Annotated in this window: 17 protein-coding genes; 16 read left to right on the top strand and 1 reads right to left on the bottom strand. The window is 67.4% G+C overall.

Features of this window, described 5'->3' with window-relative positions; genetic code table 11:
• Positions 1–71 precede the first annotated feature (71 nt).
• The 6 genes from galE (at position 72) to ACSQ25_RS17500 (ending at position 8,904) form a co-directional block, all read left to right on the top strand.
• Complete coding sequence (gene galE / locus ACSQ25_RS17525; protein ID WP_436106949.1) at positions 72–1,070, top strand: UDP-glucose 4-epimerase GalE; 999 nt, start codon at positions 72–74, stop codon at positions 1,068–1,070.
• Between the two features lie 25 nt (positions 1,071–1,095).
• A complete protein-coding gene (locus ACSQ25_RS17520) occupies positions 1,096–2,274 on the top strand; it encodes a sugar phosphate nucleotidyltransferase (RefSeq protein ID WP_436106948.1) in 1,179 nt (392 codons plus the stop codon).
• On the top strand, positions 2,271–3,689 hold the full coding sequence (locus ACSQ25_RS17515; RefSeq protein ID WP_436106947.1) for a mannose-1-phosphate guanylyltransferase/mannose-6-phosphate isomerase: 1,419 nt from the start codon (positions 2,271–2,273) through the stop codon (positions 3,687–3,689). The genes ACSQ25_RS17520 and ACSQ25_RS17515 overlap by 4 nt, the downstream gene beginning before the upstream one ends.
• A gap of 132 nt (positions 3,690–3,821) precedes the next feature.
• Positions 3,822–4,541: a PEP_CTERM-anchored TLD domain-containing protein gene (locus ACSQ25_RS17510; protein WP_436106946.1), complete on the top strand. Its 720-nt coding sequence runs from the start codon at positions 3,822–3,824 to the stop codon at positions 4,539–4,541.
• A 150-nt stretch (positions 4,542–4,691) separates the two neighbouring features.
• A complete protein-coding gene (locus ACSQ25_RS17505; RefSeq protein WP_436106945.1) occupies positions 4,692–5,714 on the top strand; it encodes a TIGR03790 family protein in 1,023 nt (340 codons plus the stop codon).
• 196 nt (positions 5,715–5,910) lie between these two features.
• A complete protein-coding gene (locus ACSQ25_RS17500) occupies positions 5,911–8,904 on the top strand; it encodes an ExeM/NucH family extracellular endonuclease (protein ID WP_436106944.1) in 2,994 nt (997 codons plus the stop codon).
• A 105-nt stretch (positions 8,905–9,009) separates the two neighbouring features.
• On the opposite strand, the gene ACSQ25_RS17495 is transcribed toward ACSQ25_RS17500, so the two are convergent.
• A complete protein-coding gene (locus ACSQ25_RS17495) occupies positions 9,010–9,348 on the bottom strand; it encodes a hypothetical protein (RefSeq protein ID WP_436106943.1) in 339 nt (112 codons plus the stop codon).
• A gap of 323 nt (positions 9,349–9,671) precedes the next feature.
• Between ACSQ25_RS17495 and ACSQ25_RS17490 the strand changes: the two genes are divergently transcribed.
• From ACSQ25_RS17490 to ACSQ25_RS17445, 10 genes are all read left to right on the top strand, one after another.
• Positions 9,672–10,076: a hypothetical protein gene (locus tag ACSQ25_RS17490; protein ID WP_436106942.1), complete on the top strand. Its 405-nt coding sequence runs from the start codon at positions 9,672–9,674 to the stop codon at positions 10,074–10,076.
• Positions 10,077–10,222: 146 nt separating this feature from the next.
• Positions 10,223–10,672, top strand: a complete 450-nt coding sequence (gene gspG / locus ACSQ25_RS17485) for a type II secretion system major pseudopilin GspG (RefSeq protein WP_436106941.1) — start codon at positions 10,223–10,225, stop codon at positions 10,670–10,672.
• A 50-nt stretch (positions 10,673–10,722) separates the two neighbouring features.
• Positions 10,723–11,919: a type II secretion system F family protein gene (locus tag ACSQ25_RS17480; protein ID WP_436106940.1), complete on the top strand. Its 1,197-nt coding sequence runs from the start codon at positions 10,723–10,725 to the stop codon at positions 11,917–11,919.
• Positions 11,916–13,610: a GspE/PulE family protein gene (locus tag ACSQ25_RS17475; RefSeq protein WP_436106939.1), complete on the top strand. Its 1,695-nt coding sequence runs from the start codon at positions 11,916–11,918 to the stop codon at positions 13,608–13,610. Before ACSQ25_RS17480 ends, ACSQ25_RS17475 begins: the two co-directional genes overlap by 4 nt.
• Positions 13,603–14,409, top strand: a complete 807-nt coding sequence (locus ACSQ25_RS17470) for a hypothetical protein (protein ID WP_436106938.1) — start codon at positions 13,603–13,605, stop codon at positions 14,407–14,409. The genes ACSQ25_RS17475 and ACSQ25_RS17470 overlap by 8 nt, the downstream gene beginning before the upstream one ends.
• Positions 14,406–14,954, top strand: coding sequence for a PilN domain-containing protein (locus ACSQ25_RS17465; RefSeq protein WP_436106937.1), 549 nt, complete (start codon positions 14,406–14,408; stop codon positions 14,952–14,954). Before ACSQ25_RS17470 ends, ACSQ25_RS17465 begins: the two co-directional genes overlap by 4 nt.
• A gap of 5 nt (positions 14,955–14,959) precedes the next feature.
• The gene (locus ACSQ25_RS17460; RefSeq protein WP_436106936.1) at positions 14,960–15,526 is read left to right on the top strand and encodes a hypothetical protein; all 567 of its coding nucleotides are present in this window, start codon (positions 14,960–14,962) and stop codon (positions 15,524–15,526) included.
• Complete coding sequence (locus ACSQ25_RS17455; RefSeq protein WP_436106935.1) at positions 15,523–16,050, top strand: hypothetical protein; 528 nt, start codon at positions 15,523–15,525, stop codon at positions 16,048–16,050. Before ACSQ25_RS17460 ends, ACSQ25_RS17455 begins: the two co-directional genes overlap by 4 nt.
• Complete coding sequence (locus tag ACSQ25_RS17450) at positions 16,050–18,059, top strand: secretin N-terminal domain-containing protein (protein WP_436106934.1); 2,010 nt, start codon at positions 16,050–16,052, stop codon at positions 18,057–18,059. Before ACSQ25_RS17455 ends, ACSQ25_RS17450 begins: the two co-directional genes overlap by 1 nt.
• Positions 18,059–18,529: a type II secretion system protein gene (locus ACSQ25_RS17445; RefSeq protein WP_436106933.1), complete on the top strand. Its 471-nt coding sequence runs from the start codon at positions 18,059–18,061 to the stop codon at positions 18,527–18,529. Before ACSQ25_RS17450 ends, ACSQ25_RS17445 begins: the two co-directional genes overlap by 1 nt.
• Positions 18,530–18,534 lie beyond the last annotated feature (5 nt).

Below are 18,534 nucleotides of genomic sequence, written 5' to 3'. Positions count from 1 at the left end.
GGCAGTGATATGCTGGGTATCGCGTTATCACATTACTAATACGTAACACATATCACAGAGAGCGAAACGACATGAAGATCCTGGTTACTGGCGGCATGGGCTATATCGGTTCCCACACCGTCGTCGAACTGCAGAACGCCGGCCACGAGGTGGTCGTGGTGGACAACCTGTCCAACGCGGTCGCATCGGTACAGGAGCGTGTGCAACGGATCACGGACAAGGCCTTCGTCTTCGAGGAAGCCGACATCCGCGACCGCGCAGCCCTGGAGCGCGTCTTCGGTGCCCACAAGGTCGATGCGGTGATCCACTTCGCCGGCCTGAAGGCGGTCGGCGAATCGGTGGCGCAGCCGCTGCGCTACTACGACAACAACGTCAACGGCAGCGTCATCCTGTTCGAGACCATGGCCAAGTTCGGCGTGAAGACGATCGTGTTCTCGTCCTCGGCCACCGTGTACGGCGACCCGGCCTCGGTACCGATCCGCGAAGACTTCCCGCTGTCGGCCACCAATCCCTACGGCCGCAGCAAGCTGATGATCGAAGACATCCTGCGCGACCTTGCCAAGGCCGAGCCGGACTGGCGCATTGCGCTGCTGCGCTACTTCAACCCGGTCGGCGCCCACGAGAGCGGCCTGATCGGCGAGGAACCGAGCGGCATCCCGAACAACCTCGTGCCCTACATCGCCCAGGTCGCCAACGGCCAGCGCGACAAGCTGTCCGTGTTCGGCGGCGACTATCCGACCCCGGATGGTACCGGCCTGCGCGACTACATCCACGTGGTCGACCTGTCGATCGGTCACGTGAAGACCCTCGACCGCCTGGCCAGGGAGCCGGGCATCGTCACCTACAACCTCGGCACCGGCCGCGGCAACAGCGTGCTCGAAATGGTGAGGGCCTTCGAAGAGGCCTGTGGCCGCAAGATCGCCTACCAGATCGTCGAGCGCCGCCCGGGCGACGTGGCCAAGTGCTACGCCGACCCGACCAAGGCGCGCGAAGAGCTGGGCTGGACTGCCGAGCGTGATGTCGCTCAAATGTGCGCCGACGTGTGGCGCTACCAAACCACAGCCAAATAATCCAAGTTATGTAAAGGACGGTCTGATGAAAGCCATGATTCTCGCTGCAGGCAAGGGCACGCGCGTACGCCCGCTGACCTATGACCTGCCAAAACCCATGATCCCGCTGCTGGGCAAACCCGTGATGGCCTACCTCGTCGAGCACCTCAAGAAGCATGGCGTGACCGAAATCATGGTCAACGTCAGCTGGCTGCACGAAAAGATCGAGGAATACTTCGGCGAAGGCGAGCAGTTCGGGGTCCAGATCGGCTACTCGTTCGAGGGCTATATCAAGGACGACGGCGAAGTCGTGCCCGAGCCGATCGGCTCGGCCGGCGGCATGAAGAAGATCCAGGAATTCGGCGGCTTCTTCGACGACACCACCATCGTGCTGTGCGGCGACGCCCTGATCGACCTCGACCTCAAGGCTGCGCTCCTCGAGCACCGCCGCAAGGGGGCGATGGCCACGGTCATCACCAAGGAAGTCCCGTGGGACAAGGTCTCATCCTATGGTGTCGTCGTCACCGACGCCGAAGGCCGCATTACCGAGTTCCAGGAAAAGCCGTCCGAAGCCGAAGCCAAGTCGAACTTCATTTCGACCGGCATCTATATCTTCGAGCCGGAAGTCATCGACCTGATTCCGTCGGGCGTGGCCTTCGACATCGGTTCCGAACTGTTCCCGCTGCTGGCCGAGCGCGGCCTGCCGTTCTATGCCCAGGGCCGCCCCTTCAACTGGCTCGACATCGGCACCATGAGCGACTACTGGGAAGTGCTGCAGACCGTGCTGACCGGTGAGGTCAACCACATGGACGTGCCGGGCATACAGATCGAACCCGGCGTCTGGACCGGCCTGAACACCAGCATCGACTGGAACGGCACGGTCATCGAGGGTCCGGTCTACATCGGCTCGAACGTCCGCATCGAGGCCGGTGCCCGCATCGTCGGCCCGACCTGGATCGGCCATGGCAGCCACATCTGCGAAGGCGCCGAAGTGGTGCGTAGTGTGTTGTTTGAATACACACGGGTGTTGCATGATGTAACATTGCACGAAATGATCGTTTTCAAAGATTACAGTGTCGATCGCCAGGGCGAGATGAAGCATTCCTCCGAGTATTCCTCACAGGAATGGCTCAATGCGCGCGACCGCCGGCGCTCGCGCCGCAAGGACGCCGACAGCACGACCAGCAACGAGTTCGAGACAATCATAGAGAAAGTAAGCGCATGAAAATCTACCCAGTCATCCTCTCCGGCGGTGCCGGTACCCGCCTGTGGCCCTTGTCGCGCGCCGTGCTGCCCAAGCAGCTGCTGCCGCTGGTGGCCGACAGGACCATGCTGCAGGAAACTGCGCTGCGGGTGGCCGGCTGGCCGGGAGTGATGGCGCCGCTCGTGGTGTGCGGTAACGATCACCGTTTCATGGTGGCGGAACAGCTGCGCGAGATCGGCATCACCCCGCTCGGCATCCTGCTCGAGCCGGTCGGCCGCAACACCGCCCCGGCGGTGGCCGCGGCGGCCCACTACCTGAAGGCGATCGATCCGGAAGCGCTGATGCTGGTGCTGCCGGCCGACCACGTGATCGAGAACGGCGCGGCCTTCCGCGACGCCGTCGAGCGCGCCGTGACCCTGGTGTCCCAGGGCGCCCTGGCCACCTTCGGCATCGTGCCGAAGACCCCGGAGACCGGCTACGGCTACATCCGCCGCGGCGAACCGGTCGCCCATTGCGGCGACTGCTACAAGGTGGCGCGCTTCGTCGAGAAGCCGGACGCCGCCACCGCACAAAGCTTCCTGGACGACGGCGGCTACTACTGGAACAGCGGCATGTTCATGTTCCACGCCGAGCGCTTCCTGGCTGAACTGCAGCTGCACGCACCGGCCATCGCCGACGCTGCCGGCAAGGCCGTCAGCACCGGTTACCGCGACCTCGACTTCTGCCGCCTCGAAGAAAAGGCCTTCTCCGACAGCCCGTCCGATTCGATCGACTATGCGGTGATGGAAAAGACCCTGGACGCCGCCGTGGTGCCGGCCGATATCGGCTGGAACGACGTCGGTTCCTGGTCGGCGCTGTGGGAAGTGCAGCCCAAGGATGCCAACGGCAATGCCCAGCGCGGCGACGTCTACCTGGACGGCGTCACGAATTCGCTGGTGCGTGCCGAATCGCGTATCGTGGCCGTGGTCGGCGTCGACAACCTGGTCGTGGTCGAGACCCAGGACGCGGTGCTGGTCACCCACAAGGACCAGGTGCAGCGCGTCAAGCAGGTGGTCGACCACCTCAAGAGCAAGGCGCGCACCGAGCACCTGCACCATACGCGCGTGTACCGCCCCTGGGGCCACTACGAGGGCATCGATGCCGGCGACCGCTTCCAGGTCAAGCGCATCACCGTCAAGCCGGGCGAGAAGCTGTCGCTGCAAATGCACCACCACCGCGCCGAGCATTGGGTCGTGGTGTCGGGCACCGCGCGCGTGACCTGCGGCGACCGCGTCAGCCTGCTGTCGGAAAACGAATCGACCTACATCCCGATCGGCATGAACCACCGCCTGGAAAACCCGGGCAAGCTGCCGCTGCACATCATCGAAGTGCAGTCCGGCAGCTACCTCGGCGAGGACGACATCGTCCGCTTCGAGGACATCTACCAGCGCGCCTGATCCGGCGCCATTGAGCTCAACTGTACGGCCCTGCCGTACAGTTGAAGCCGCTTGCGCAGCGGAACCGTGCGAACCCCTTCCGGAACGCGGGCATACAATTGCTCGCAACTGAACCGAGCGAGGGGAAAATCCATGAAAACAATCCTTGCAGCGTCTGCGCTGGCCGTCGTGCTGGCCGCACCGGCGGCATACGCCCAGAACGGCGTGCCTCTGCTGGACCTGACCCTGTACGGCCAGCTCGAACGCTGGCTCGGCGCCGGCCCGCTGGACCTGCGTAACATCTACACCCGGGAACAGGGCCACAATTCGCGCGACTTCCATGCCGCTGCCGACGGCGCCGGCATGACCTTCACGCTGCTCCAGGTGAGCGACAATTTCGGCCAGAGCTGGATCGTCGGCGGCTACAATCCGCAGAGCTGGTCGTCCACCGATGGCTGGCACGAGACGCCGAACGACTGGCAGCGCACCGCCTTTATCTTCAACTACACCGACGCCCAGCTGTGGCGCCAGGTCATGCGCGACAACGTCCTGCCGAACCGCGGCCTGCGCCAGACCTTCAACGACCCGAATCACGGCCCGACCTTCGGCGCCGGCCCCGACCTGTTCGTCAACGACCAACTGAACGCGGCCATGTCCTGGCAGGTGAGCTATGGCGACGGCCTGAGCGAAGGCACCAGCCTCATCGACGGCAGCACCGGCGGCCAGCTGTTCCGGGTCAATGCACTCGAGGTGTATTCGATCTCGCTCGTGCCCGAACCCGCCAACACGGCGATGTTCATCGGCGGCCTGGGCGTGCTGGGCTGGACCGCGTGGCGGCGGCGCGCGCAGCCTGCACGCCGGCGCAGGCACTGACCAGGGTCGCAGGGCAGGGCGGCGCAGCGGCCGCACCGCTCAGCGGTGAGCAGACGAAACGGCAAGCTGTGGCATGATGGCGGCGGAGCTTCGGCTCCGCCGTCCGTTCACCATGCGACCGATCCGATGCGACCGAAACTGCAAGCATTCTTGCATGCGTCCCTGCGTGCGATTTTTCTCTGCTGCCTGTCCCTGTCCTGCGCCACCGCTGCCGTCGGCGCGCCCGCGTCCGCACTGAAACCCGCGCAACTGGCGATCGTCATCAATGACGAGGATCCGAACAGCGTCGCGGTGGGCGCCTACTACCGCAAGCGGCGCGATATCCCGGCCGCGAACGTGGTGCATGTGCGCATTCCCGGCAAGCCTCGTAGCATCAGTCCGGCCCAGTTCCGCCTGCTGAAGGAAGAAATCGACAGCCAGCTCGGCCCCCAGGTCCAGGCGGTGCTGATGGTCTGGACCGCGCCCTATGCGGTCGACTGCAATGCCATCACCGGCGCCTACACCCTCGGCTTCGACGGCAGCCAGTGCGCCAAGACCTGTTCCCCCGGCCAGCCCAGCCCCTATTTCAACAGCAAGTCGGCGCGTCCCTTCGGCGACCACCAGATCCGCCTGTCGATGCTGCTGCCGACCGAGTCGGTGCAGGAGGCGAAGGACCTGATCGACCGCGGCGTGGCGGCGGGCTTCCGTACCGTGCCCGCCACCGCCTATTACCTCGCCACCTCGGAAAAGGCGCGCAATACCCGCGCCGGCTTCTTTCCGCGCCCCGGACGTATCCCCGGCCGCCGGCTCACGACCAGGGTGATGCAGGCCGACGCACTGGAAGGGGTGAAGGACGTGCTGGTCTACCAGACCGGGATGGCCCAGGTGGCCAAGCTCGACACCATCGGCTTCGTGCCCGGCGCCCTGGCCGACCACCTGACCTCGCTCGGCGGCGACCTGCTCGGCACGTCCCAGATGAGCAGCCTGCGCTGGCTGGAAGCCGGCGCCACCGCCAGTTACGGCACCGTCAGCGAGCCCTGCAATCACTGGCAGAAATTCCCCAATCCCTCCGTCCTGCTGCGTCACTACCTGAGCGGCAACAGTGCCATCGAGGCCTACTGGAAGAGCGTCGCCTGGCCCACCCAGGGGCTGTTCATCGGCGAACCGCTGGCCGCTCCCTATCGCGGCAGATAGGCGGGCCGCATCGGCATGAAGCGCGCCTCAGCGCCCCGACCGGCGGCGCCTGCGCTTGCGCGTGTATCCGTGGTGCATGAACACAACAATGTCATCAAATTGCAAATTTATACATTTACTATGTATTTTTCTGATGATAAATTGCGTTTTGCTAAGTAGTGTTTCATAAACATTATTTCCCCACTTATAGGATTACATGAACAAGTTCCTTGCTTCCATACACTTCCCTGGGCGACCTACTGTGCTGGCCGCGCTGCTTGCCAGCCTCGCGCTTCCGGTGTGCGCTGCGCCTGCCGATGTCGTCATCAGCCAGGTGTATGGCGGCGGCGGAAACAGCGGCGCCAAGTACCGCTACGATTTCATCGAGATCTTCAATCGCAGCGGCGCCGCAGTGTCCGTCGGGGGCTGGAGCGTGCAATATGCCGCGGCGGGAGGCGACACGTGGCAGCTGACCAAGATTCCTGCCAACGTCGTACTGCAGCCAGGACAGTACTACCTGATCCGCGAGGCTTCAGGCAGCAACCTGGGGGCGGAGGACGTGCCCTCCGATGTCCAGGGGGCCATTCCAATGGGCGCCGCCTCGGGCAAGGTGGCGTTGGTGAGCGCGCAGACGGCGCTGAGCGGAACTCAGCCGGCTTCCAGCGCCCTGGTCGACCTGGTCGGCTTCGGCAGCGCCAATGCTTACGAAGGCAGGGGCGCGGTCAAGCTCTTGTCGAACAACGAGTCGGCGTCGCGCAAGAATAGCGGTTGCGAGGATAGCGATTCGAACATCGACGACTTCATCGTCGGCGGCGTCGCGCCGCGCAACAGCGCCAGTGCGCTCAAGGCCTGCGGCTCGACCGGCCCCGCCGCCGAGCCGATCATCGCCAGCTGCCCGGCGACCATCCTGCGCCCGCACGGCGAACTGGCGGCCGCCAGCCTGTCGGCCATCGACAAGGACAGCCGGGTGACCGGCGCCGCCATCATCTCGGGCGTGGCCGGTATCCGCCTCGACGAGTTCGCCGCATCCGGCGCGGTCGACAGCGCCGCCACGGTCAAGCTGGTGGCGGATGCCTCGGTCGCCCCGGGCAGCCACACGGTGACGGTCAACTTCAGCAATGACGGGGGCCAGGCCCAGAGCTGCACGGTCAAAGTGCGCGCGGCCGCCAGCCACACCATCCCGGTGATCCAGGGCCCGGGCGCAAGCAGCCCCCATGCCGGCACCGACCAGACCCTCGAGGGCGTGATCACGGCCAAGGTCGGCAGCGGCTACTTCATCCAGGATCCGGCCGGCGACGGCGACCCGTCCACCTCGGACGGCATCTTCGTGTTCGGGTCGACCAGCGGCGCGGTGGGCGAGCTGGTGCGCGTCACCGGCACCGTGACCGAATACGGTGCGTCGGGCGCCACCAACACCTATACCGAACTGACCGACACCGTGTCGCGCGTGCTGGGCGCCGGCCCGGCGGTCAGCGCGGCCAACATCACGCTGCCGGGCAGCGACCTGGAAGCCCATGAGGGCATGCTGGTGCGCTTCACCAACCCGCTGACGGTCAACCAGAACAAGTACGTGGGCGCACGGGGCGAGCTGACCCTGTCGAGCGGCCGCCGCGAGATCCCGACCAACCGCTACCGTGCCGGCACGCCGGAAGCGCTGGCCATGGCCGCGGACAATGCCGCCAACGCGATCGTGCTGGACGACGGCCTGTTCGTCACGCCGCCGGTGATCCCGTATATCGGCCCTGACGCCACCGTGCGCACCGGCGACACCGTGACCGGTCTGGAAGGCGTGCTCGACTTCGGCGCGCTGGGCGGCGGCGGCACCGGCTTCAAGCTGCAGCCGACCGTGGCGCCGGAGTTCTCGCGCAGCAACCCGCGCCTGCCTGCCCCAGTCCTGCCGGCCGGCATCAAGGTCGCCAGCGCCAACGTGCTGAACTTCTTCACCACCTTCACCAACGGCCAGAACGTCGACGGCGCCACCGGCCAGGGCTGCACCATCGGTTCGAACACCCGCGCCAGCAACTGTCGCGGCGCCGACAACATGGCAGAGTTCGTGCGCCAGCGCGACAAGATCGTCAAGTCGCTGATCGCCCTCGATGCCGACGTCGTCGGCCTGATGGAGATCCAGAACAATGGCGACGTCGCCGTCAACTACCTGGTCGGCGCACTCAATGCCGCGCTGGGCGGGCCGGTGTACGCGGCCGTGCCGAAGCCGGAAGCCACCGGCACCGACGCGATCCGCGTCGCGATGATCTACAAGCCGGCATCGCTGGCGCTGGTGGGCGCCGCGCTGTCGGATGACGACACGCTCAACAACCGCGCGCCGATGGCCCAGACCTTCCGTGCCAACAACGACGCGAAGTTCTCTGTGATCGTCAACCATCTCAAGGCCAAGGCCGGCTGTCCGACGAGCAAGGACACCGAAGCCGACCGCGACCGCGGCGACGGCCAGGGCTGCTGGAACGCGACCCGCGTGCTGCAGGCCCAGCGCCTGGCGAAGGTCTTCATCCCCCGGGTGGTGGCGAGTGCGAACGACCCGGACGTGCTGGTGATCGGCGACATGAATGCCTACGGCTCCGAAGACCCGATCGCGGCCCTGCTCGATGCCGGCCTGGTCAACCAGCTCGAGCGCTTCGTGCGCCCGCACGGCATGGTGTATTCCTATGTGTTCGACGGCGAAAGCGGTTACCTGGACCATGCCCTCAGCAGCGCTTCGCTGGGCAAGCAGGTGGCCGGCGCCGCCGAATGGCACAACAATGCCGACGAGCCGGAAGTGATCGACTACAACGTGGGAGGCAAGCCGCAGGACCTGTATGCGAGCAACGCCTACCGCGCCTCCGACCACGATCCGGTGGTCGTCAGCCTCGACCTGACCCCGCCTTACGTGGACGTGAGCGCCTCGGTGCGCGCTGTCCAGAGCGGCCTGGCGGTGAACTACGCAGCCTCGAAGTACAGCGGCAAAGTGATGTTCACCAACACCAGCAATGTCGCCTTGAGCGGTCCGCTGCACTTCGTGTTTTCGGGCCTGACGCCGGGCGTGGTCCTGGACGGCGCGCACGGCACGCACAAGGGCTCGCCTTACCTGAGCCTGCCGGAAACCACGATCGCCCCGGGCGAGAAGGTGACGGTGGACTTCAGCTTTACGTATGGCGAGAAGAAGAAGGGCATCGACTATACGCCGAAGCTGTTCACGGGTTCGCTGAACAACTAAGCTGGTCCTGGGTGGCTGCAGCAAAACACCTGCCTCCGGCAGGTGTTTTTGTTCTGGAAAGACAAACGGCGCCGCAAGGGCGCCGTCATGAGGAAAACCGGGAAATCAGGACTGTGCCGGACCCATGTCGTCGGCCGAGGCACGGCGCATCGCGTCGAGGCGGTAGGCTTCGGCATTGCCGTCGATGATACGCAGGCTGGTGCAGCCTTCGGCGGCGCAGTCCGGGGCCGGGTTGTTCGGGCCGGCGGCAGCGGCAACGGCCGGGCCGGTCGAGGCGACAGGGGCGGCTGGGGTGGCAGCGCCGCCGGCTGCGGCGACGTTCAGGTCGCTCTGCACTGCCGTGCCGAGGGTCATCGGCATGTGCGACTCCTGCTGGCCTGCGCCACAGGCGGTCAGGAGGGTGGTCAGGGCGAGGGCGGCGATGGTACGGAAAGAGATGTTCATGATTCGGTCTGGGTGAGCGGGCTCGTCAGTAACAGAATCTATTGTAGTGAGTAAATTTTTCCAGCGCTCAATTTTTTTCGTTAGCGAACAGCAAATATTAAGATTTAGAAATAAAAATGCGCGACGTTCCTGATTTTTAGATGCAGTTGTGGCGTCTGTTTTTAATGAAATAAAAAATTCCGTACGGCAATTGATGTTCTGCGGCAACAGCAGACCGTTGCTGCACAGCGACGTAAGGACGGAAGGATTGGTGTGCCGACAAGCTTTGCCATGCATACCGTGATTCGCTTGACCACATTCTGGCAAGCAGGGAAGATGGCAGGATGCGAAAACTCATCCTTATCCTCCTGCTCGGATGCACTGCCTGTACCACCCAGGCCCAGGATCCTGGCCGTAACAGCAGTGCGCCGGCCCAGGGCGGCGACACCCTGGCCCGCATCCGCGCGCTGATCGGCCCGGCTTCCTGTACCGAGTCCAGCCAGTGCCGCACCCTGCCGATCGGCGCCATGGCATGCGGCGGTCCGCAGGCCTACCTGCCGTATTCGATGTCCGGTACCGACGAAAAAGCCCTGCGCGCACTCGGCGAGCAGCACAAGGCCGAGCGCCTGGCCGAGATCAAGGCCGGCGGCATGGTATCGATCTGCCGCCACCAGCCCGATCCGGGCGCGGTCTGCAGCAGCGGCGCCTGCCAGCTCGGCGCCTCGTCGCCGGCACCGGTCGCGCGCTGAAGCGGCGTGCGCCCGTCCCGATTTGCGGCAGCGCAAGCGGGCCCAGCCGTCGTGATGGCAAAAAATAAAGAAATGTTGTCTTGGCCTTGGGCGCCGTGGTAGCCTTCAACGCCAAGCTTTTCGTATGTGCAATTAGGAGTCGGTCGATGGTTTCAGTATTCGAACAGCGCGTCGCCGCGCGTCCCGCCCTGCGTCCTGCGGGCTTCACCCTGCTCGAGCTGCTGGTGGTGATCGTGATCATCGGCCTGCTCGCCGCGTATGTCGGCCCCAAGTATTTCTCGCAGCTGGGCAAGTCCGAAGTGACGGTGGCAAAGGCGCAGATCGAAGCCTTCGACAAGTCGCTCGATACCTACCGCCTCGACGTCGGCCGCTACCCGAGCGCCGAGGAAGGCCTGAACGCGCTCATGGCGGCGCCGCCGAGCGCGGGCGCCAAGTGGAACGGCCCCTACCTGAAGAAGGGCGTGCCGCAGGATCCCTGGGGCCGTGCTTACCAGTACCGCTCTCCGGGCAGCAAGGCCGAGTACGAGATCCTGTCGCTCGGCAAGGATGGCCAGCCGGGCGGTACCGGCGACAACGCCGACATCTCGTCGCAGTGATCTTCTGACATCACACCAATAAACTCGCGTTCATAGCCGGGCCCGCCTTCATGCAGTTCGCCGTACGTACCCTTGCGCCCGACATGTCGATTTCGAAGCTCGTCGTCGATGCCGCCGACGCCCTCGACGCGCGCCGCCAGGTGGAGGCGCGCGGGCTGTTCGTCAGCGCCGTCGAACCGGCGCGCAGCTCGCCCTTCGCCGGACTCGGACGCCGTGGCGGCGCCAAGCTGTCCCTGGTACTGTTCAGCCAGGAACTGCTGGCCCTGCTCAACGCGGGCCTCGGCATCGTCGAGGGCCTGGAAGCGCTGCTCGAGAAGGAAGCCAGCCCGGGCGCGCGCGGCGTGCTCGAACGCCTGCTCGGCGGGCTGCGCGAGGGCAAGCGCTTCTCCAGCGTGCTGGCCGCCCAGCCCGACCTGTTCCCGCCGCTGTACGTCGGCATCGTGCGCGCCGCCGAAGGCACCAGCGACCTGCCGCGCGCGCTGTCGCGCTACATCGATTACCAGCAGCGCATCGACACCGTGCGTTCCAAGATCGTCAGCGCCTCCATCTATCCCGTCATCCTGCTGCTGGTGGGCGGCGGCGTGAGCGCCTTCCTGATCGGCTACGTGGTGCCCAAGTTCGCCGAGGTCTACCAGGGGGCAGGGCGCTCGCTGCCCTGGATGTCGCAGCTGCTGCTCGACTGGGGCCAGTTCGCGTCCGCGCACGGCAGCGCCATCGGCGTGGCGGCGCTGCTCGCCATCGTCGGCGCGGTGGCGGGCGTGCGGCGCCTGGCGCGCAGCGGCGGCATCAACCGCCTGCTGGTGCGCCTGCCCGGCATCGGCGAGCGCGCCCGCATCTACGAACTCTCGCGCCTCTACCTGACGCTCGGCATGCTGACCGAGGGCGGCATCACCATCGTCGGCGCCATCGAGACCGTGCAGCCGATGGTGACCGGTAACGTGCGCAAGGGCCTGCTGCATGCGCGCGCCGCCATCGAATCGGGCCAGCCGCTGTCCCATGCCTTCGAAGCAAACGGCCTGACCACGCCAATCTCGCTGCGCATGCTGCGCGTCGGCGAGCGCACCGGCGACATGGGACCGATGCTGACCCAGTCGGCCGCCTTCTACGACGGCGAGATCACGCGCTGGATCGACCGCTTCACCCGTACTTTCGAGCCGCTCCTGATGGCGGCCATCGGCCTGGTGGTGGGCGCCATCGTGGTGCTGCTCTACATGCCGATCTTCGACCTGGCCGGAGACATGTCGTGAACGCGCCCAGGGACAAGGTCCTCGACCCGGCACTGCTGGCGCGCGCCCGTGCGCTGGCACAGGGCTCGCGCCGCGGCCTGGTGGCCGAACTGGAAGGCCTGACCGGCCTGGAGCCGCGCAGCATCATCCGCGAGCTGGCGGCGCCCTTCGCGCTGCCGGTGATGGAAACCGCCGCCATGCTGGCGCAGTCCCCGGCCTTTGATTTGCTGCCGCTGGCCCAGGCCATGTCGCGCCACTGCGTGCTGCTGCGCGACGGCGCCGGCCACCTGCTAGGGGTGCTGTCCGATCCCTTCGACCTCGACCTGCAGACCTGGCTGGGTGCGCAGGCGCGCGCCACCGCCAGGTCTCCGCTCGACCTGTGCCTGGCGCTGCAGTCCGACATCCAGGCCTATCTCTCCAAGCAGGAAGAATCGGCACGCGCCGTGGACAGCCTGGTGGGCGGCGACGGCGATGCCCGGCGCGACGGCAAGGCCAACCAGGTGCTGTCCTTCGCCTCGGTCTCGGAGAGCGGCAGCCCGGCCGTCAAGCTGGTCAACTCGACCCTCTACGATGCGCTCAAGGCCGGCGCCTCCGACATCCACCTCGAAAGCACGGCCGGCGGCCTGGCGGTGAAGTACCGGGTGGACGGGGTGCTCGACCATGCGGCCACGGTCGGCGGCGTCGAGCTGGCAGAGCACATCATCTCGCGCCTGAAGGTGCTGGCCGAACTCGACATCGCCGAGCGCCGCATCCCCCAGGACGGCAGCTTCCGGGTGGAGTCGGGCGGGCGCGACATCGACCTGCGGGTCTCGATCATGCCCAGCATCCACGGCGAGGACGCGGTGATCCGTATCCTCGACAAGCGCGCCATGATCGAGTCCTACGGCGCGCTGACCCTGGAAGCGCTGGGCTTCGACGCGCCTTCGCTGGCGACCCTGCGCACCCTGGCCCAGGAAGCCTACGGCATGCTGCTGGTGACCGGGCCGACCGGTTCCGGCAAGACCACCACGCTGTACGCGGCGCTCACCGAGATCCACAACGGCCGCGAGAAGATCATCACCATCGAGGACCCGGTCGAGTACCAGCTGCCGGGCATCCTGCAGATCCCGGTCAACGAAAAGAAGGGCCTGACCTTCGCCAAGGGCCTGCGCTCGATCCTGCGCCACGACCCGGACAAGATCATGGTCGGCGAGATCCGCGACCGCGAGACCGCCGAGATCGCGGTGCAGTCGGCCCTGACCGGCCACCTGGTGCTGACCACGGTCCACGCCAACAACGTGTTCGACGTGTTCGGCCGCTTCACCCACATGGGCATCGACCCGTATGCCTTCGTGTCGGCACTGAACGGCATCTGGGCCCAGCGCCTGATCCGCATGAACTGCCCGCATTGCGCCGTGCGCTACGAGCCGGATGCGCTTGAGCTCGCATCGGTGCACCTGGCGCGCGAGGACGCCCAGGAGTACGTCTTCATGCGCGGCAAGGGCTGCGGCGACTGCCGCGGCACCGGCTATCGTGGACGCCGCTCGATCGCCGAGATCCTGACCCTGAACGACGAGATCCGCGAGCTGATCGTCGACAAGCAGCCGATCCGCCGCATCAAGGCCGCGGCCCACGCCAACGGCACCCGCAGCCTGCGCCTGGCCGCGCTCGACCTGGTCAAACGCGGCGCCACCACCATCGACGAGATCAGGCGGGTGACCCTTCATGCGTAGACGGTTCGGACAATCCCTGCGCCTGGGCGTCGCCGCCGACGGCCTGGCGCTGCTGCGCGTGAGCGGCTGGCCGCGCGCCGGCGCCGAGGTGCTGGCCCAGCTGCCGCTCGAAGCCGGCGCGCCGGACGCGCTGGCGACCGGCCTGCGCGCGCTGCTGGGCGAAGCGCGCCCGCGCGGCTGGCCGCTGACCGTGGTGCTGGCCGACGAGCTGGTGCGCCTGTGGCAGGTGCCGCCGCCACAGGGAGCGACGCGCTTCGGTGACCTGCAGGCCGCGGCCGCGCTGCGCCACCAGCACCTGTTCGGCACGCCGCCTCTCGACTGGCGCATCAGCGCCGACTGGGACGCGGCGCGCCCCTTCCTGGCCGCCGCCGCGCCCGAGGCCCTGCTGGCGCTGCTGGAGACGCTGGCGCGCGAGCAGCGCTTCCACCTGGTCGAGGTGGCGCCGCAGTTCGTGGCCGCGATGAATGCCTGGCGCCGCGCGCGCCGGCCTGGCGCCTGGTTCGGCCTGGTGCATGGCGGCGTGCTGTCGCTCGCGGCCTACGAGGGCGCGGCGCTGGCCGCGGTGCGCACCGCCGTGATCCCGCCTGGGGCCGACCGCGACTGGCTCGAAGCCCACGTCGCGCGCGAGGCCTTGCGGGTCGGGGTAGGGCGGCCGGAGCGCCTGCAGCTGTGCGGCGCCGCGCCGGCCGGCTGGGCCAGTTCGGCCGGACGCCTGAAGTTCGCCTGCACCCTGCTGGAAGACGACAGCGCCGACTGGCCGCTGCACGTGCGCCTGGCGCGCACCGGGATCGCATCATGAAGCGCACCAACATCGATTTCGCGCCGCGCACGCTGCGGCGCACCCTGTTCCGGGTTCCGCCGCGCTTTGCCGGCTTCCTGTTCTCCACCGCCATGCTGTGCTTCGTGCTGGTGTCGCAGGTGCGCCAATACCAGGAAGAGCGCGAGGGGCTGGCGGCGCTGCAGGCGGCGATCGCGGCGCGTTCGCAGGCGCCGCAAGCGCTGCCGGTGGCCGCGCCGCCGAAGTTCAGCGTGTCCGACGCCCAGGCGCAGGCCGTCAATGACGCCGTCATGCAGCTCAACCTGCCGTGGCGCGACCTGGTCGAGGCGGTGCGCGGCGCCACGCCGGACAGCGTGGCCCTGCTGGCGCTGGAACCGGACGCCAAGCGCCGCGTCCTGCGCATCACGGCCGAGGCGCGCAACAGCGACGACATGCTGGCCTATGTGGCGAAGATGGAAGAGCAGGGCTGGTTCGGGTCGGTGGCCCTGGTGCGCCACGAGATCGCCGAGCAGGAGCCGAACCGGCCGCTGCGCTTCCAGCTCAGCGCGCAGTGGGGTGGCCAATGAAGGACATGAGCTTGTCGGCACTGTGGCTGCGCACGGTGCTTGCGCTGCGCCGCATGAACCCGGTCATTGCCGGCGCCGTCGTGCTGGCCCTCGGTGTCATCGTGGCGATGGCCTTCATGTTCAAGGCGCTGGTCGATATCGACGAGGAGTACGCGGCCGCGCGCCGCCAGGCCGCCATGCCGCCCTCGCCGCTGGCCGCGCCGGCGCTGCCGCCGCCGAGCGCCGACCAGAACCTCGCGCATTTCTATTCCTCGCTGGGTCAGCGCCGCCAGCTCGATCGCCAGCTCAAGACCCTGTTCGCGCTGGCCGAAAAGAACGGCTTGAGCCTGCGCCAGGGCGAGTACCGCAGCAGCCTGGATCGCGCCGGACGCTTCCATACCTACCAGGTCACCCTGCCGGTGAGCGGCCGCTACGGCGCGATCTGGCAGTTCGCCTTCGACGCGCTGCGTGCGCTGCCGCATGCCTCGCTCGACGACGTCGGTTTCCGGCGCGACGCGATCGGCAGCCCGACCGTCGAGGCGCGCCTGCGCCTGACGCTGTATCTCGCCGCCACCCCGGGAGTGCCGCAATGAAGCCGCGCCACATCGCGATGGCGGTCGCCCTGGCCGCTGCCGCCGGCCTGGTCGCCTTCGGCGACAACACCCCCGAGGACGTGGTGGCCGAGCCGGTCGAGCGCGCCCCGGCGCCGGCGCCGGTCGCGGATGCCGGCACCGCCGCGCGCAAGGACAAGGCCCCGGCCATCCTGCGGCTGGTGGACCGCGAGGTCCTGATCGGCGACAGCGAAGCGCGTTTCAACGCCGGCGAGAATGGCGTGTTCGCGCGCCAGGACTGGACGCCGCCGCCACCGCCGCCGGCCCCCGCGCCGCCACCGCCGCCGCCGAGCGCGCCGCCGTTGCCTTACACCTTCATCGGCAAGTCGCTGCAGGACGGCACCTGGGAAATCTACCTGGCACGGGGCGACCGTACCCATCTGGTCCGCGAGAACATGACGATCGACGGCATGTACCGCGTCGATGCGATCCGTCCGCCCGTGCTGACCCTGACCTACCTGCCGCTGAACCAGGTTCAGCAGCTCAATATTGGAGTATTCGACTGATGGTTCGTATCCGCAAACTCGTGCTTGCCGCTGGCCTCGGGGCGGTGCTGCTCGGCGGCTGCGCCGGGCAGCGCGCCTACCAGGAAGGCAATGCGCTGGTGGCCCAGGACCAGGTCGGCGCCGGGCTGGCGAAGTACCAGGAGGCGGTCACCGCCGACCCGGGCAACGCCCAGTACCGCACTGCCTACCTGCGCGCCCGCGACAGCGCGGCCGGCCGCCTGCTCGGGCAGGCCGAGGCGGCCTTCGCGGCCGGCCAGGCCGAGGCGGCGCTGCAGGACTACCGCCGCGTGCTGGCCTTCGACCCGGCCAACGAGCGCGCCCGCGCCGGCCTGCGCCAGGTCGAGGCAGACCGCCGCCACAGCGCCATGCTGCAGGAGGCGCGCGCCGCCTTCGACAAGGGCGAGCTCGATACCGCACGCCAGAAGCTGGGCGCCATTCTCACCGAACGCCCGGCCCACGAAGCGGCGCGCCTCCTGATGCTCGAGGTGGACGAGAAGGCGGCCGCCGCCCCGGCCGGCGAGGCGGCGCTGGCGGCGTCCTTCCGCAAGCCGATCAGCCTTGAATTCCGCGATGCCCCGCTGAAGCAGATCTTCGAAGTCATCGCACGCCACTCCGGCCTGAACTTCGTGTTCGACAAGGACGTCAAGTCCGATGCGCGCAGCTCGATCTTCCTGAAGAAAAGCACGGTCGAGGCGGCGGTCTACTACCTCCTGATGACCAACCAGCTCGAGCGCCAGGTCATGGACGGCAACACCATCCTGATCTACCCGAACGTGGCGGCCAAGCTGAAGGAATACCAGGAGATGACGGTCAAGACCTTCTTCCTGGCCAATGCCGACGCCAAGAACATCGCCAACACCTTCAAGACCATCCTCAAGTCGCGCGACGTGGTGGTGGACGAAAAGCTGAATCTCGTGATCCTGCGCGACAGCCCGGAAGCGGTGCGCGTGGCGACCCAGCTGGTGGCGCTGCAGGACGTGCCCGAGCCGGAAGTCATGCTCGATGTCGAGGTGCTGGAGATCAAGCGCAGCCGCATCACCGACCTCGGCATCGCCTGGCCGGGCGCGGTCTCGTTCGCGCCGCTGGCCACCATCGACGGCGACCCGGTCAGCATCGACCAGCTGCGCGGCCTGAACCGCGGCAACATCGGCGTCTTCAGCGACCTCACCGCCACCGTCAACGCCAACAAGACCGACGGCGACTCGAACACCCTGGCCAATCCGCGCATCCGCGTGCGCAACAAGGAAAAGGCCAAGGTCGTCATCGGCGACAAGATCCCGAACATCTCGACCACGATTTCCTCGGGCGTGGGCGGCTTCGCGTCCGAATCGGTGAACTACGTGGACGTCGGCCTGACCCTCAACGTGGAGCCGACCATCTACCTGAACAACGAAGTCGGGATCCGCATTTCGCTCGAGGTCAGCACCCTGGGCGAATCGGTGACCACCCGCTCCGGCACCGTGGCCTACCGCATCGGCACCCGCTCGGCCACCACCCTGCTGCAGCTGAAGGATGGCGAGAACCAGGTGCTGGCGGGCCTGATCAGCAACGAGGACCGCTCCAGCGGCAGCAAGGTGCCGGGCATCGGCGACCTGCCGATCGTCGGCCGCCTGTTCGGCAGCACGCGCGATTCCAACGACCGCACCGAGATCGTGCTGTCGATCACGCCGCGCCTGGTGCGCACGGTGCAGCGCCCGCCGGCCGCAGCCTCCGAATTCGGCGCCGGCACCGAGGCCAGCTTCCGCCGCCGCCCGGACGGCACGGCACGCGCGCCGGTCCAGTTGCCTGTCACTGCGGGCGCGGCCGCCGCAGCAGCAGCCGCACGTGCCGCGGGCACGGCGCCAGGGACTGCCCCGGCACCGGCGCCGGAGCGCCCGATTTCGGTACCGCCGTCGCAACTGCCGGTGACGCCGCAGACCGGTTCCCCGCAATCCGGCCCGCCGCCGGCCGCGCCCGCACCGAACATCCAGGTGGTGCCGGTGCCGCCGCCGCCGCCCGCCCAGCAGTAATGTTCAGGCGCGGCTTCACGCTCATCGAGCTGCTGGTGACGCTGGCGATCCTGGCCCTGCTGGGAACGCTGGTGCTCCCGGTGGCCCAGGTCACGGCCCAGCGCCGTGACGAGGTGGAGCTGCGCCGCGCGCTGCGCGAGATCCGCACCGGCATCGACGCCTACAAGAAGGCCAGCGACGACGGCCGCGTGGCCAAGACCGCGGGCGCCAGCGGCTATCCGCCGCGCCTCGAGATGCTGGTCGAGGGCGTGCGCGACCTGCGCAGCCCCAAGCAGGCCCGGATCTACTTCATGCGGCGCCTGCCGCGCGACCCCTTCCATCCGGATCCGGCGGCATCCGATGCCGAGACCTGGGGCAAGCGCAGCTACGCCAGCGAGCCCGACGAGCCGAAGGAGGGCGACGACGTCTACGACGTGTATTCGATGTCCGAGAAACCCGGCCTGAACGGCATCCCTTACAACAAGTGGTGAACACG

The organism is Massilia sp. LjRoot122 (assembly GCF_964252725.1).
Taxonomy (GTDB): Bacteria; Pseudomonadota; Gammaproteobacteria; order Burkholderiales; family Burkholderiaceae_D; genus Telluria.
This window is presented reverse-complemented; position numbering and strand designations above follow the sequence as displayed.

What these genes read in the sequence shown, in the direction of transcription:
- galE (WP_436106949.1), top strand. Translation starts at nt 72, where the DNA reads ATGAAGATCCTGGTTACTGGCGGCATGGGCTATATCGGTTCCCACACC.
- ACSQ25_RS17520 (WP_436106948.1), top strand. Translation starts at nt 1,096, where the DNA reads ATGAAAGCCATGATTCTCGCTGCAGGCAAGGGCACGCGCGTACGCCCG.
- ACSQ25_RS17515 (WP_436106947.1), top strand. Translation starts at nt 2,271, where the DNA reads ATGAAAATCTACCCAGTCATCCTCTCCGGCGGTGCCGGTACCCGCCTG.
- ACSQ25_RS17510 (WP_436106946.1), top strand. Translation starts at nt 3,822, where the DNA reads ATGAAAACAATCCTTGCAGCGTCTGCGCTGGCCGTCGTGCTGGCCGCA.
- ACSQ25_RS17500 (WP_436106944.1), top strand. Translation starts at nt 5,911, where the DNA reads ATGAACAAGTTCCTTGCTTCCATACACTTCCCTGGGCGACCTACTGTG.
- ACSQ25_RS17495 (WP_436106943.1), bottom strand. Translation starts at nt 9,348, where the DNA reads ATGAACATCTCTTTCCGTACCATCGCCGCCCTCGCCCTGACCACCCTC.
- ACSQ25_RS17490 (WP_436106942.1), top strand. Translation starts at nt 9,672, where the DNA reads ATGCGAAAACTCATCCTTATCCTCCTGCTCGGATGCACTGCCTGTACC.
- gspG (WP_436106941.1), top strand. Translation starts at nt 10,223, where the DNA reads ATGGTTTCAGTATTCGAACAGCGCGTCGCCGCGCGTCCCGCCCTGCGT.
- ACSQ25_RS17480 (WP_436106940.1), top strand. Translation starts at nt 10,723, where the DNA reads ATGCAGTTCGCCGTACGTACCCTTGCGCCCGACATGTCGATTTCGAAG.
- ACSQ25_RS17470 (WP_436106938.1), top strand. Translation starts at nt 13,603, where the DNA reads ATGCGTAGACGGTTCGGACAATCCCTGCGCCTGGGCGTCGCCGCCGAC.
- ACSQ25_RS17465 (WP_436106937.1), top strand. Translation starts at nt 14,406, where the DNA reads ATGAAGCGCACCAACATCGATTTCGCGCCGCGCACGCTGCGGCGCACC.
- ACSQ25_RS17460 (WP_436106936.1), top strand. Translation starts at nt 14,960, where the DNA reads ATGAGCTTGTCGGCACTGTGGCTGCGCACGGTGCTTGCGCTGCGCCGC.
- ACSQ25_RS17455 (WP_436106935.1), top strand. Translation starts at nt 15,523, where the DNA reads ATGAAGCCGCGCCACATCGCGATGGCGGTCGCCCTGGCCGCTGCCGCC.
- ACSQ25_RS17450 (WP_436106934.1), top strand. Translation starts at nt 16,050, where the DNA reads ATGGTTCGTATCCGCAAACTCGTGCTTGCCGCTGGCCTCGGGGCGGTG.
- ACSQ25_RS17445 (WP_436106933.1), top strand. Translation starts at nt 18,059, where the DNA reads ATGTTCAGGCGCGGCTTCACGCTCATCGAGCTGCTGGTGACGCTGGCG.